Here is a 13052-nt window from a genome sequence, read left to right as displayed (position 1 = left end):
TTCGCGGTCTCGCTGTCATGGCATGGCTTGCACAGTGGCCTCAAGTGCTTTGGTGCATCAGGATTCAGCTCTTGCCTTGCCTTCAATTGCTTCCGACTCAACGGCCAATGGTCAGCGACGGTTGCCGGTCGACTGCACAGCACACACCATGGGTTGGCATACAGGTAAGCCTTGCGCTTGCGCTGCCAGCCAACGTCATAACCGCGCTTACTCGCGTTGCCTCTCTGCTCTTCGCGCTGCGCCTTGTGCTCAGGGCATGGACCACCATTGGTCAGCTCACTACACCCCGGTTGACTGCATGGCGTTCTAGGCTTCCTTGGCATACCCGTACTCCGGGGGTAGGCACCTACGGATTTCCGGAGGTGGGGGTGTCAGTCATCGCGCGGAATAGGTCAGCATCGCTGAGCCCTTGAATGGCAGCCACGGCATCAATGACCTGTTGCGTATCGTCCAGTGCGTCTAGCTCATCTTCCGCAGTACACAGCATGTTCCGAATGCCTTGCACCAGGTCTGCCGCCTTGTCCGGATCAGCATTGCCGTCAGCGAGCATGGCTCTCAATTCATCGGCATAGGTGAGCGCATATCTCAGGGATTGGGCCAGCGACTCAGCGTGTGAAGGGGCGCAGTCATCAGCGAGCATGGGCATTCTCCTTCACGCCAGCACACACGCCAGCGAACGGATGGTCAGGGAAAAGTGCAGGTCACGAAACCTGGGGGTTTTTGCCGGCTCGGGGTGCCTGGTTGCAGTCGGGACCAGTGCGAGCGGGCAGCAAAAAAGGGCCGTGCCGCTGGTGGGTAGATTCCAACAACACGGCCCTTGATGTGTTCAGGCGTTGCGCTTCCACGCTCGGTAGCACCGTAGGCAAAGCGACTTCCTGTAGCCCGGATAATCCGGCCGAATACCACGGGCGACTAGCTGAGCACGCGTCAGCGGATGAAAGACAGATACTTCCGCTGCCACGCCTAGGCCATCTTCCGTGCACAGCTCGCAGTACGGACTGTCAGCCATAGTGATTGGCCCACATCTGCCGCAGTACGTCTAGAGGAATGGTCGGGGGAATCAGCGGGTTTCCCTCAGCGTCATAGTGCGTCAGATCAACCAGCGTATTCCGCATACGGACGATGCCCCGGGTTACCGGCGCTGCACCAGGCTGAGGAAATACCACGTCCGCCGGACTGTGTGTGTCCGTGAAGCACGGGACTCCATTCGCGTCCCGGGGCCAAACCAGGTAAGCAGGCTGGCTGTTGTAGTCCGGCCCCGGGTCGAGTAGGTCATGGGCCATTACTCAGCCTCACCGCTGATGAACCGCTCACGCTTGGCCTCAAAGGCTTCCGAGAACTCGGCAACCCGGCGGCTGGCCTCTCCCTCAACAATCCTGGTCAGCTCAGCGGCAACGTCCACCGAATAGAAACGGTCCCCCACAGGAACCGTACGCTGCGGAACCGGAATCTCTAGAGTGGACTCAGCATTCTGAGCCGCCTGCACCACGATACGGCGCTTCTCACGAGCCGCAGCGAATCGAATCAGCCCCTCAAGGAATCCCATCGTATTGGGGTCATATTCGAAAGACCCGGCACTCTCAGAGTCACGCGCGTCAGCGGCAATCTGAGTCCATCGGGAAAGAAGGTCCCGGTCATACTCACGGGCACGCTCAGCGCGCTCAGCGGCAATCTGAGCCAGTCGCGCATCCTCAGCGGCCTCAGCATCAGCCAACCTCTGGGCAGCCGCCTCAGCAGCCTTACGGGCCTTCTCAACGTCAATTGCAGACATGTGCGTTGCTCCTCTGGGAATTAGTTGGCGTCTAGCTGAGTGGCAGCCTTGCGGGCATTCGCGGAATACCCCATGGACATCCGCAGCTCAGGGGAAATCGTCACGCCCTGAGCCTCAGCGCTCCGCAGATGGGCAGCCATGGCGTCAGCCTCTTCACTGGCCCCGGCTGCAATCGATTCGATGTGCTGCCGGTTGCGCTCCGGGCTTCCCTTGTCCTCTGAAGTGGTGTCGGTAGCGTCCGCAACCATGTACCACGGGGTGTTGTCAGTCACTGATCGTTTCCTCTTTCTGGTTGATCACTTCCGAAATTTCGGAGGTGGCTACGGGCGTAGCTGGATGTTTCGGAAATGGTGCCCATGGCGGGGATAGCCTGCCTGCCGCATGATGCGGTTAAGAGCACCTTTCGGCACCACTGGCCGGTTTCGCTGAATGAGCCAGCGGCAAACGGCTTCGCCTAGCTTGTCTCGGTGCAGGTGTGCGCCCGGAGAATCCACAGTCAGCGCGCGAATTGCGTCATAGACATGCGGGATGTGCTGGCGCTCATGCTCGGGTATGCCGTTAACGTCAGTCAGATTCGGCATGGTCACCACCTAGCGCGAGGATGCGAAGCACGGCCAGCGCCGCGAACAGCTCAGCGCGTGAACGCTCATCCCCGGGCACAATCGCATGGTCTTCCAGAATGCGAAGCGCCTGCCTAGTGTCTATCGACTCCATTGGACTCCCTCCGGGCACGAAAAAGCCCCCGGCTAGCGCTGTCTCTCACTGTGTAGGCGGCAATTCCCGCAGTGAAGAGAACCGGCGCTAGCCGGGGGCTGGTCTATGTGGTGGTGCCCGGGGAAAGGATGCCGCCTACCCGAACAGTGGAGCGCGCTTAACGCTGCCCTCAGAATGTATCTAGTGAGTCGAAGGCGCGAGAAAGCGGAAATCCGTGAGATTCGAGCCGGCTCGGGGCATTCGTTATTCGACCGTTACGCTTTCTTAGCTGCCCGATAAAAAGCGGTCTTACAGCGGGAAGAGCAGAACCGGCGTGGTCGACCAGCACCTTCCCAACCCGTGTTTTCCCCGCAGTGCTCGCAAGCCTTCTCCCAGCGCTCTTCGTCCAGCGCAAGCCTGACTGCCGCTCGCTGCCTTTCCCGCTCAGCCTGCATGTCCCGACACGTGGCGCTGGTCTGCTCAGGCATCGCACAGACCCGCTGTTTGCCCCTCAGCGGCCGGAACGGGGCTCCGCACAGGTCACACGTCCTCTCGGCAGTCTTCGGCGCTCTGGCAGCCCTGTACGCGTTCATGCGGCATCGGGCAGAGCAGTACAGCCGGTCAGCGCGGGCACCTTCGGGGAGGTCAGCGCCACAGCCCAAACAGTCGTAGCGTCGCTCAGCCATGGGGGTGTTCCTTATCTCGAATGCAGGGTTACGGGTCTCCCATTTGTTGCTAGGTATATGGGAGTTGTTTAGAGGAGTGAGAACATTACATATCGGATTAGGAACAACTAACAGAGAGTAGTTAGCTGTCGAACCCTTCGCGCTGTCTAGCCCTGTCGGCTGGCCCTATGTGCTGCCTTCCGGCAACGGTCAGAGCAGAAGCGCGGGTGACGCCCTATCCCGCTGTACTCAATGGAGTTGTCACAGGCAGGCGCTTCACAGTGGGGACCAGCCGCCTGAGTCTCAGCAAGGCGGAGCGCTGCCGCAATGGCCTGGTGTACGACCGTGGCCTTATCGCTGTCAGGCTTCGCTATGGCATCCCACGCGAGCGATTCGGCGTTACGCAGTGCAGTCATAAGGTCGGTAGTCATGTGTACTTCCGTGGGACGTAATGAGACGGAACCCCAATCCGGCGGGAGGGAAGGGGGACGGAATGAATGTGGGGTGCGACGAAACGAGACGAAATGAGGCCAAGGAAAAGCCGCCCGGTCACGTAACCGGACGGCTCAACCCTCAGACGAGCGCGAGACCTTTACGGCTCTGCGCTTCCCGCTCCATGTAGACGGACAGAAGGCCAATGCGCTGAGCCTGTAGCTCCGCGCTGTTTCCAAGGTTGTCCCGGAAGGCGCGCACCAGGCGGCCCCTGTGGGATTCCTCTTCGGCCCAAGACATGATCTGTGCCCAAAACTTGTCAGCGCTCATGTGGTCTCTCCTCCGCGTTGCGCTCTCGGAATGGGTCTAGGGGGTCGAATGCCTGGCCATATTTGACGGGCCGTCAGGTTTGACCTACACGGCTCCGTGAGGGCATAGAAGAGCCCCGCCGGACCACGGGGACCAGACGGGGCTAGGAGGCGCTTAGACGGGCGCTCAGGGCTTCCGTGGGGACTACGCGCTCAGTTGCTCGGGGGAGCCGCACAGGGCTTGTTGAAGCCGCTCCAACCGGTCAACGCGCTGCCGGAGTAGGACGGAGTCCCCTTCGAGCCGCTGACGGACGTACAGGACGCTGAGCGTTCGCTCTATGCGCTTCCACTCACACTCGCGGTAGAACGCTGCCTCTTCGGCTTCCTGCGCCGCTTCCCAGTCTTCACGTGACATGCTGGTGCCTTCCCTTGAGAGGGAAGCCGGTCAGGTCTCTTCCGCCAAGTCGTGGCCTGACCGGCCCCGTTCGTTTCCGTCAGATCAGACGGCAAATTGGTCGGACAACTCCTCTTCCCTGGCAATATCGACTAGCGCCGCTTCTGCCGGGTTCATGTCTTGCCACCAGGCCGGACCTGAATAGGTCAGATTCACTCGCTCCGGGTCGAACCTCTTCGGTGCTCCGGGTGTGGCCGGGCGAATTACCAGACGTGCCCCAAGATCGGCGAGCAAACCGCGCCGCCCCTCTTCGTCCCGCTCTTCCCATTCCGTTGTAATCGTTCTGTCGGTGGTCACCCAGCGTCCTTCGGCGTGCTCGGCTTCCGCCATTAGTTCAGCCTGTCGCTTTTCCAGTGCTGTGAGCTGACCGATTACCACCCTTGCCGCACTTCCGTTCGGGTCCAGTTGGGCAAGGTTCCCGGCAAGTCGCTCAATCTGGCCGGTTACTTCGGAGAGTTGCAGCACTGCGCTTCCGTCAGGCTCAGCCCAGCGCATAAGCGCGAAGCTGCCAAAGCGCTTGAGGTAATCGGCAGTCACCAGCTCCTCAAGGTGCCGGGCAATGATGACGTTGGGCTTGTGGATTCCTCGCTTGCCCACGCCGTTGCGGCACACGTAAGTGCTGTAGTCCTTACCGTTCACGGCACGGCGCTGCCGGTACATTGGTCCGTTGCATTCCGAGCAGAGCGCTACGTGAAGGAGTAGTGCCTTACCAGTTCGTTCACTGCCACGCCCCTTCGACTTGCCGTCAATGATCGCGCGGACTGCTGACCAGGTTTCGGCGCTCAGGATCTCCGGTCCGGCCGATACAGGTTTCCCCTCAGCGTCAAGCACAGGCTGATTTGTGAGAGCGCCGCGCTTCTCCCCGGGTACGGCCTGAACCTGCCAGCCACGAAGAGCGGGGGTATAGAGCACATCCCGCAGTGTTGTGGAGTGCCAGCGCTGGTTACGCAACTTCCGCCCGTCCCGCTGGCGTGCATGGTCCGCCGGGGGCAGAATTCCGCGCTCATTCAGTTCCCGGGCAAGCCCAGTCAGAGAGCCACCGTGATTGATGAGCTTGTCAGCGCAGTCACGCAAGATGCTGGCTGCTGACTCGTCAATTACCCATCGCTTGTTGTTGATCGGTCCGCTGACTGCGTAGCCGTACGGGGCCAGTCCGCCAAGGTGGTTTCCCTTTGAGCGAAAGTGCTTCTTGCTGTCCGTGATGCGGGCCTTGATCATGTCCCGCTCGTATTCAGCGAATGCGGCAAGGACGTTGATGATGATGCTTGCGTTCTCCGGGCTGACAACTCCGTCAGCCGTGATGATCGTTGTGCTAGTCGATTTGGCAGCGTCAAGAAGCCGCTGAAATTCCAGCACGCTCCGCGCGTACCGGTCGAGCTTCGCGGCAACGACGTAGTCAACACGCGGAAGCCAGGAAAGGACTTCCCGCATTCCGGGGCGGTCTTCGAGCTTGCTTGCTCCGCTGACGTTCGTGTCAGTGGCGACGTGCACGACCTTCCACCCGCGCTGTTCGGCGTATGCCTTACAGGCGGCAATCCGGTGGTCGGGGGCTTCCTCAGCGAAGAGGCGCGACAGGCGGTCATAGATGACACAGGTGGGCTGGCTCACAGGTTCCCCTGAGTGAGTCGAACGCCTATGTAGTGCTAGGCGAGACACCCGGGCGGCTGTGGCACCGTCCACGCCAATACGGCGGCCGACGTTCCCGCGCGGCTGGAGGCGCTCGGCTCGACCGCGGGTCTGGACCGGGCCGCGCTGCACAGCCAGTTGGCGGCGGCGCTGTCGGTCCTGGTCCATCTGGTGCGGGACCGCGGCGGGCGGCGCAGGATCGCCGAGCTGCATGTGCTGGACCGGGACCGGGCGGGCTTCGTCACGACCGTCCCCGCGGCCGTCTGGGGCCCGGAGGGCTTCGGACGGGCGGCGGGCTGGCAGCGGCTCCAGCGGCTGTGCGCACGGGGCGGAGGAGCGGCATGACGGGCGCGGGAGCGGACCAGGGTGCGCTGACGCTGTGCGCCGCGATGCTGTGCGCGGGGGCGGCCGTATGGCTGCTCGCCGGGCGGGACCGGGAGCTGCGCCGGGTGAGGCTGCTGTTCGCGGGCGGCGGACCCGCCGAGCCGGTGGGGCCCGACCTGGTGCGGCGGCTGTCCGAGACGGCCGCCTGGCTGCGGGAGCGCTGGCGGGTCGGGTACGGCGGGCGGATGGGGCGTGAGTTGCTGTGTCTGCCGGTCGGATGTGTGATCGCGCTGCTGGGCGCGTCGGTTCTGCCGCTGCTCGGGGCGGTGGTGGCCACGCCGGTCGTCGGCCGGTGGCTGCGGTCCCGGCGGCGCGAGCGGGACCGTGTGCGGCGCGCCGCCGGGGTGATCGACCTCTGTGTCACCGTGGCGGGCGAGCTGCGGGCCGGGCGGCATCCCGGCGAGGCGCTGCTGGCGGTGGACCCGGGGCACCTGAGGGAGCGTTGGGGGCTGGTGACGGCCGCGGCGCGGTTCGGCGGTGAAGTGCCGGACGCGCTGCGGAGGGTGGCCCGGCTGCCGGGCGCCGAGGGGTTGAGCGGGGTCGCGGCCTGCTGGCAGGTGGCGGTCGACGAGGGAGCGGGGCTGGCGGCGGGGCTCGACCGGGTGGCGGCGGCGCTGCGCGCCGAGCGGGACCAGCGGGACAGCCTGGACGCCAAGCTGGCGGGGGCCAAGGCCACCGCCGTCGCACTGGCGGTGCTGCCCGTCGTCGGGCTGGTGCTGGGCGGGCTGCTGGGCTCCAACCCATTGCATGAGCTGCTGCACACCCCGGCCGGGCTGAGCTGCCTGCTGGTGGGCGGCCTGCTGGAGTGGGCAGGCCTGGTGTGGACCGGCCGGATGGTGCGGGCGGCGCGTGAGCCGGGGCGGCCGGTGGCCGATGAGCGCTGAGGTTGTCCACAGCCTGGGGATTTCGCTGTCCGTCTTGGCGGCGGTCCTGTGCACGGTGATGGCGATGGTCGAGGCCCATCGGGAGCGGGGCGCCCGACGACGGTCGGCGGCGCTGCTTCGGGGCACGAAAGCCCCGCGGCGGAGGCGGGCCTGGCCGTGGCGGCGCCGGCGCGCCGGGGCCACTGAGGGCGCGCTGCCCCTCTGGGCCGCGCCGTGCGGCGTTGTGACGATCGCCGTTCTCCTCGTCGGAGGGCCGCCGGGGTGGGTGCTGGGGCTCACCGCGGCCTGCGGCCTCTGGTGGTGGCAGCGGTACCGCCGGGCCACCGCTGGGCGCTCCGGTCGTGACCGGCACATCGAGGCCCTCGCCGCGCGCCAAATTCCGCTGGCCGCCGATCTGCTGACCGCCTGCCTGGCGGCCGGAGCGGGCCCGCGGAAGGCGGCGGAGGCGGTGGGAGGTTCGCTGGGTGGCCCCGTCGGTGAGCGGCTTGCCCAGACGGCGGCGGAGCTGCGGCTGGGAGGTGAACCGGCCCACGCCTGGGGGCGCATCGGGGCTCTGCCCGGAGCGCAGAGTCTGGCACGCGCCTTGGAACGCGCCGGGACAACGGGCGCTCCGGCGGTGGAGCCGGTGTCCCGGCTGGCGGCGGAATGCCGGGCCGAGCAGGGGCGGGCGGCGATGAAACGGGCCGACCGCACCGGTGTGCTGGTCAACGCACCGCTCGCGGGCTGCTTCCTTCCCGCGTTCCTGCTGGTCGGCCTGGCCCCGGTGATGATCGGGCTGGCCCGCGGCCTGATGGGCGACGGCCCCTGAACACCGACGAGACCACCAATCACACCAGCACCAATCACACCAGCGAACGACAGCGGCACGACAACAGCACGACGAACGACGAACCGCGGTCAGTGACACCGCGGACAGGGCAAGGGGGCCGACATGGTGAAGCAGTGGTGGGCACGGCGGTACGCGGCGGCACGTGCGAAGTCCGAGGCAGGCATGGCCACCGCCGAGTACGCGATGGGAACGATCGCGGCATGCGGTTTCGCCGCGGTGCTCTACAAGGTGGTGACCAGCGGGACCGTCAGCGGTGCGCTGCAGTCGGTCATCGGACGGGCGCTCGATGCGCAGTTCTGAGGCGCCGGGGATGGTCGAGCGGACGCGCCCGCGCGCCAGGAGCGGCGTGCGGGGAGTCCCGAGGGCCCGGGGCTTCGCAAGGCTCCGGGGCGTCCCGAGGGCCCAGGGCGTCCCAAGGACCCCGAGACTCCCAAGGACCCACGGCGTCCCGAGTGCCCGAGACGTTCTAGGACCCCGGAGTGTCCTAAGGACCCAGCGCACTGGGCGGGACAGCGGCTTCGTCACGGCGGAGACGGCCGTCGCGCTGCCGGTGCTGGCGCTGTTCGCCCTGATGTTGATCTGGGGGCTGATGGCCGCGGCCGCGCAGCTTCAGTGCGTGGACGCGGCGAGGGCCGGGGCGAGGGCGGCGGCGCGTTCGGAGCCGAGGGCGGACGCGATGGCCGCCGCCCGCTCGGCCGCACCCGATGGAGCGCGGGTCGAGCTGTGGCAGGAGGGAGACCTGGTGCGGGTGCGGGTCCGGACCCATGCCGTCGGTCCCGGTCCGCTGGCGGTGAATCTGCGCGGAGAGGCGGCCGCGCTCGCCGAGGACGCGGTGGGCGGGGTGGACGCGGGTGGTGCGGCCCGGGAGGCGGTCCCGTGAGCAGGGCGGACGACCGGGGGTCGGCCACCGTCTGGACCGCGCTGGCCGCGACGGCCCTGTGCGCGGTGTTCGCGGCCGTACTGGCGGCCGGGCAGGCCATGGTGGCGCGCCATCGGGCGGGCGGAGCCGCCGATCTGGCGGCGCTCGCGGCGGCGGACCACGGCCTGGAGGGGGCTCGTACGGCTTGCGGTCTCGCCCGGCGGGTGGCCTCCGCCCAGGGGGCGCGCGTGGTGCGATGCGCCCTGAGCGGTGAGATCGCGGATCTCACGGCGGAGGTGCGCACCGGCCCGTTCACCCTCCGGGCCAGGGCACGGGCGGGGCCCGCGGGCACCCCTGTCACCGCACTGCAGTCGACACCCGGTGGCAGGGAGCGCTCACTCGGCGGCCGGCGGCTGCTCCGGGGCCCCGGCGAGCAGAGTCGTCAGGAGGCGGATGGCGGCCTTCTTGTCCAGCGGGTCGTTGCCGTTGCCGCACTTGGGCGACTGGATGCAGGACGGGCATCCCGCCTCGCACTCGCAGGCGGCGATCGCCTCGCGGGTGGCCGCCAGCCAGCGGGCGGCCGTGTGGAAGGCGCGCTCGGCGAAGCCCGCGCCACCCGGATGCCCGTCGTACACGAAGACGGTCGGCAGCAGCGTGTCGGGGTGCAGCGGGACGGACACCCCGCCGATGTCCCAGCGGTCACAGGTGGCGAAGAGCGGCAGGATGCCGATCGAGGCGTGCTCGGCGGCGTGCAGGGCGCCGCCGAGGGCCTGGGGGTGCACCCGGGCCTCCTCGAGCTGGTCGTCGGTGACCGTCCACCACACGGCCCGGGTGCGCAGGGTGCGCGGCGGAAGGTCGAGCTTGGACTCGCCGAGGACCTCACCGGTGATCAGCTTGCGGCGCAGAAAGGAGACGACCTGGTTGGTGACCTCGACCGAGCCGAAGCACAGCCGCGCGTCCCCCCAGGGGATCTCGGTGGTGGTCTCCAGGATGGAGATCGCCGTGGTGTCGCGGGCCGTGGTCGAGTAGGGCGGAGCGGCCTCCTCCACCAGGGCGACCGAGTCGTCGAGGTCGAGCTGCCTGACGAGATAGCTCCGGCCCTGATGCAGGTGGACGGCGCCCTCGTGGACGGTGGTGTGGGCCGCCGCGGCGTCCACGGTGCCCAGCAGCCGCCCGGTCGCCGCCTCCACGACCTGGACCGGGCTGCCGCCCGCCCCGCGGATGTCGGTGAGGTCGGCGGCGCGCTCACGGCGGGTCCAGTGCCAGGCGGTCGCCCGGCGCCGCAGCAGCTTGCGCTGCTCCAACTGCGGCATCAGCTCCTCGGTGGCGGGGCCGAAGAGCTCCAGGTCCGGCTCGGTGAGCGGAAGCTCCGCCGCGGCCGCGCACAGGTGCGGCGCGAGGACGTAGGGGTTGTCCGGGTCCAGGACGGTGGACTCCACAGGCTGCCGGAAGAGAGCGTCCGGATGGTGGACGAGATAGGTGTCCAGCGGGTCGTCCCTGGCGACCAGGATCGCCAGGGCTCCTTCGCCGGTGCGCCCGGCCCGCCCCGCCTGCTGCCACAGGGAGGCGCGGGTGCCGGGGTAGCCCGCCACGACCACGGCGTCCAGCCCGGCGATGTCCATCCCCAGCTCCAGGGCGGTGGTGGCGGCGAGCCCCAGCAGCTCACCGGAGTGCAGGGCTCTCTCCAGGGCGCGGCGCTCCTCGGGGAGATAGCCGCCGCGATAGGCGGCGATCCGGTCCGGCAGCGAGCGGTCCACCTCGGCGAGCCGCTCCTGGGCGATGAGCGCGATGAGCTCCGCGCCCCGCCGGGAGCGCACGAAGGTGACCGTACGGACGCCCTGGACGGCCAGGTCGGTGAGCAGGTCCGCGGACTCGGCCGTGGCCGTGCGGCGCACCGGTGCGCCCTGTTCGCCGTGGAGCTCGGTCAGTGGCGGCTCCCAGAGGGCGAAGACGACCTCGCCGCGCGGCGAGCCGTCCTCGGTGATCTCCACGACGGGAACGCCGGTCAGCCGGCTGGCAGCGACCGCCGGATCGGAGGCGGTGGCCGACGCGAGCAGGAACACGGGAGAGGAGCCGTAGCGGGCGCAGACGCGTCGCAGCCTGCGCAGCACCTGGGCCACATGGGAGCCGAAGACACCCCGGTAGGTGTGGCATTCGTCGATCACCACATAGCGCAGCGCGCGCAGGAAGGAGGACCATCTGGGGTGGCCGGGCAGGATGCCGCGGTGGAGCATGTCGGGGTTGGTGAGCACGTAGTTCGCGTACTGACGCACCCATTCGCGCTCCTCCACGGGCGTGTCGCCGTCGTAGACCGCCGCCCGGACGCCGGTGCCCAGCGGGGCGGTGAAGCTGGCCACCGCGCGGCGCTGGTCGGCGGCCAGCGCCTTGGTGGGGGAGAGGTAAAGGGCGGTCGTCCCCCGGCCGCTGGGCTCCTCCGAGCCATCCAGCAGGGTGCTGAGGACGGGGGCCAGATAGGCGAGGGACTTGCCGGAGGCGGTTCCGGTGGCCACGACCACGGATTCCCCGCGCAGCGCGTGTTCGGCCGTACGCGCCTGGTGGGCCCACGGGCGCTCGATGCCGGCCGCGCGAATGGCGTTGATCACCTCCGGCCGGATCGCCGAGGGCCAGTCGGCATGGGTTCCCGGGCGCGGGGGCAAGTGCTCCGTATGAGTGATGCGCGCGCCCCGGCCCGCCCCGGTGCTCAGCCGACCGAGGACGGCCCGGGGTGAGGGGTGTATGCCCGCCTGCCGCGGGATTTGGTCGTGGGCCATCGACACCGAGTGTGTCACTGGTCTGACGGACAATGGTCTCAAGGCGTCGTGCACGCCTGCTGGTAAGTGATTGAATGCCATCGCGGCTGCCGATCCATGGGGGGCGACCGCTCGATGCAAGGTGCTGGAGGATCCGTGGACCTGTCCCTGTCGACTCGGACCGTCGATGACCGCACGGTCGTCGAGGTCGGTGGCGAGATTGATGTATACACCGCGCCCAAGCTGCGCGAGCAGCTGGTCGAGCTTGTCAACGACGGCAACTACCACCTGGTCGTCGACATGGAGGGCGTCGACTTTCTCGACTCCACCGGACTCGGCGTGCTCGTCGGCGGGCTCAAGCGAGTGCGGGCCCACGAGGGCTCGCTGCGCCTGGTTTGCAACCAGGAGCGCATTCTGAAGATCTTCCGCATCACCGGCCTGACCAAGGTGTTCCCGATTCACACCTCGGTCGAGGACGCTGTCGCGGCGACCGACTGACAAGATCGCCGAAGGAAGACACAGAAGGGGGTTCCGGGCGGCGTACGCCCGGCCCTCCCGATAAGCACGCCCATACGCCCGAGGGGGATGGCATGGCCACCGTCGAACTCCGCTTCAGCGCGCTGCCTGAGCACGTCAGGACCGCTCGTCTTGTCGCGGCCGCCGTGGCGCGTCGGGCGGGGGTGGATGAGGCCGTGCTCGACGAGGTGCGGCTCGCGGTCGGCGAGGCTTGCACGCGTGCGGTCGGGCTCCACCTGAGCAATGGGGTGGAGGCACCGGTGCGGGTGACGCTGACCGAGGAGGAGAAGAAGTTCTCCATCGAGGTCGGTGACGAATCCCCGACCTCGGCGGCCCTGGCGTCAGGCTCCCATCCGGAGATGGACGACGAGGCCGAGGGCGAGGACGAGATGGGTCTCGCCGTCATCAGCGGGCTCGTCGACGATGTCGAGGTGACGAGCAGCGAGTCCGGTGGAGTGATCCGGATGAGCTGGCCGACGTCACCCCAGCCTCTGGTGTCCTAAGCCCCCACCGCGCCGGGTCCTGCCCCACTGGGGCTGCTGGGCCCTGCCCCGCCGTGCCGAGTCCTAGCTCGCAGTGGGCTGTGTCCTGCTCCCGTTGGTGGGGTGCTGCCCGCACTGGGCTGACTCCTGCCTCCCGTTGGCTTGGGTGCTGCCCCATGTGGCTGCGCCCTGCTTCCGTTGGCTTGGGTGCTGCCCCATGTGGCTGCGCCCTGCTCTCGTCGGTTCGGGCACTGCTCACGCCGGGCTGAGTCCTGTTCGCACACGGCAGGCCCTCTCCCGGGGCCGGGAGCGGGCCTTGCTCGTCCTGATCGCCGAAGCTGGGTCCCTCGTGAGGGTCATCTGTCCGTCATCCCTCACCCGACTCGCAGGACCCGCTGG

At 67.8% G+C, this 13052-nt stretch carries 11 protein-coding genes and 3 pseudogenes; 8 read left to right on the top strand and 6 right to left on the bottom strand.

The genetic code is table 11. From position 1 onward, the window contains the following. Positions 1–346 precede the first annotated feature (346 nt). The 5 genes from CGL27_RS23180 to CGL27_RS23150 form a co-directional block, all read right to left on the bottom strand. Positions 347–640 carry a hypothetical protein gene (locus CGL27_RS23180; RefSeq protein ID WP_119989737.1) on the bottom strand — a complete coding sequence of 98 codons (294 nt, stop codon included), beginning with the start codon at positions 638–640 and terminating at the stop codon, positions 347–349. A 642-nt stretch (positions 641–1282) separates the two neighbouring features. Continuing rightward, the gene (locus CGL27_RS23175) at positions 1283–1771 is read right to left on the bottom strand and encodes a hypothetical protein (protein ID WP_119989735.1); all 489 of its coding nucleotides are present in this window, start codon (positions 1769–1771) and stop codon (positions 1283–1285) included. Between the two features lie 20 nt (positions 1772–1791). Then, positions 1792–2043 carry a hypothetical protein gene (locus CGL27_RS23170; RefSeq protein ID WP_119989733.1) on the bottom strand — a complete coding sequence of 84 codons (252 nt, stop codon included), beginning with the start codon at positions 2041–2043 and terminating at the stop codon, positions 1792–1794. A gap of 1659 nt (positions 2044–3702) precedes the next feature. Next, positions 3703–3891, bottom strand: a complete 189-nt coding sequence (locus CGL27_RS23160) for a hypothetical protein (protein ID WP_119989729.1) — start codon at positions 3889–3891, stop codon at positions 3703–3705. 477 nt (positions 3892–4368) lie between these two features. Further along, on the bottom strand, positions 4369–5931 hold the full coding sequence (locus tag CGL27_RS23150; protein ID WP_162953049.1) for a recombinase family protein: 1563 nt from the start codon (positions 5929–5931) through the stop codon (positions 4369–4371). Positions 5932–5982: 51 nt separating this feature from the next. On the opposite strand from CGL27_RS23150, the pseudogene CGL27_RS23145 reads away from it, so the two are divergent. The 6 genes and pseudogenes from CGL27_RS23145 to CGL27_RS51040 form a co-directional block, all read left to right on the top strand. Beyond that, positions 5983–6294 (top strand): annotated as a pseudogene (locus CGL27_RS23145) (ATPase, T2SS/T4P/T4SS family); the annotation flags it as partial. After that, positions 6291–7217, top strand: a complete 927-nt coding sequence (locus CGL27_RS23140; RefSeq protein ID WP_119989725.1) for a type II secretion system F family protein — start codon at positions 6291–6293, stop codon at positions 7215–7217. The pseudogene CGL27_RS23145 and the gene CGL27_RS23140, both read left to right, overlap by 4 nt. Then, positions 7207–8025: a type II secretion system F family protein gene (locus CGL27_RS23135; protein WP_119994515.1), complete on the top strand. Its 819-nt coding sequence runs from the start codon at positions 7207–7209 to the stop codon at positions 8023–8025. The genes CGL27_RS23140 and CGL27_RS23135 overlap by 11 nt, the downstream gene beginning before the upstream one ends. 123 nt (positions 8026–8148) lie before the next feature. Next, on the top strand, positions 8149–8346 hold the full coding sequence (locus CGL27_RS23130; protein WP_078642255.1) for a DUF4244 domain-containing protein: 198 nt from the start codon (positions 8149–8151) through the stop codon (positions 8344–8346). Positions 8347–8551: 205 nt separating this feature from the next. Beyond that, positions 8552–8926, top strand: a pseudogene (locus tag CGL27_RS23125) (TadE family type IV pilus minor pilin); the annotation flags it as partial. Continuing rightward, positions 8923–9255: pseudogene (locus CGL27_RS51040) on the top strand (Rv3654c family TadE-like protein); the annotation flags it as partial. The pseudogenes CGL27_RS23125 and CGL27_RS51040, both read left to right, overlap by 4 nt. Positions 9256–9300: 45 nt before the next feature. Here CGL27_RS51040 and CGL27_RS51035 read toward each other — a convergent pair. Continuing rightward, positions 9301–11757 carry a DEAD/DEAH box helicase gene (locus CGL27_RS51035; protein ID WP_205587738.1) on the bottom strand — a complete coding sequence of 819 codons (2457 nt, stop codon included), beginning with the start codon at positions 11755–11757 and terminating at the stop codon, positions 9301–9303. 54 nt (positions 11758–11811) lie between these two features. Between CGL27_RS51035 and bldG the strand changes: the two genes are divergently transcribed. Together bldG and CGL27_RS23110 are read left to right on the top strand one after the other, a co-directional pair. Then, positions 11812–12153: an anti-sigma factor antagonist BldG gene (bldG, locus tag CGL27_RS23115; protein ID WP_014061729.1), complete on the top strand. Its 342-nt coding sequence runs from the start codon at positions 11812–11814 to the stop codon at positions 12151–12153. A gap of 92 nt (positions 12154–12245) precedes the next feature. Then, positions 12246–12674, top strand: coding sequence for an ATP-binding protein (locus CGL27_RS23110; RefSeq protein ID WP_078642254.1), 429 nt, complete (start codon positions 12246–12248; stop codon positions 12672–12674). The last annotated feature ends 378 nt before the right edge of the window (positions 12675–13052 follow it).

The sequence above is a fragment of the Streptomyces sp. 11-1-2 genome, from assembly GCF_003595545.1.
Classification (GTDB): Bacteria; Actinomycetota; Actinomycetes; order Streptomycetales; family Streptomycetaceae; genus Streptomyces; species Streptomyces hygroscopicus_B.
The sequence above is the reverse complement of the archived record's forward strand: the minus strand, read 5'-3'. Positions and strand labels throughout refer to the sequence as shown.

Bases quoted from the DNA above. Each gene is read 5' to 3' on its own strand.
- CGL27_RS23180 (WP_119989737.1), bottom strand. From the start codon at position 640: ATGCTCGCTGATGACTGCGCCCCTTCACACGCTGAGTCGCTGGCCCAA.
- CGL27_RS23175 (WP_119989735.1), bottom strand. From the start codon at position 1,771: ATGTCTGCAATTGACGTTGAGAAGGCCCGTAAGGCTGCTGAGGCGGCT.
- CGL27_RS23160 (WP_119989729.1), bottom strand. From the start codon at position 3,891: ATGAGCGCTGACAAGTTTTGGGCACAGATCATGTCTTGGGCCGAAGAG.
- CGL27_RS23140 (WP_119989725.1), top strand. From the start codon at position 6,291: ATGACGGGCGCGGGAGCGGACCAGGGTGCGCTGACGCTGTGCGCCGCG.
- CGL27_RS23135 (WP_119994515.1), top strand. From the start codon at position 7,207: ATGAGCGCTGAGGTTGTCCACAGCCTGGGGATTTCGCTGTCCGTCTTG.
- CGL27_RS23130 (WP_078642255.1), top strand. From the start codon at position 8,149: ATGGTGAAGCAGTGGTGGGCACGGCGGTACGCGGCGGCACGTGCGAAG.
- CGL27_RS51035 (WP_205587738.1), bottom strand. From the start codon at position 11,757: ATGGCATTCAATCACTTACCAGCAGGCGTGCACGACGCCTTGAGACCA.
- CGL27_RS23110 (WP_078642254.1), top strand. From the start codon at position 12,246: ATGGCCACCGTCGAACTCCGCTTCAGCGCGCTGCCTGAGCACGTCAGG.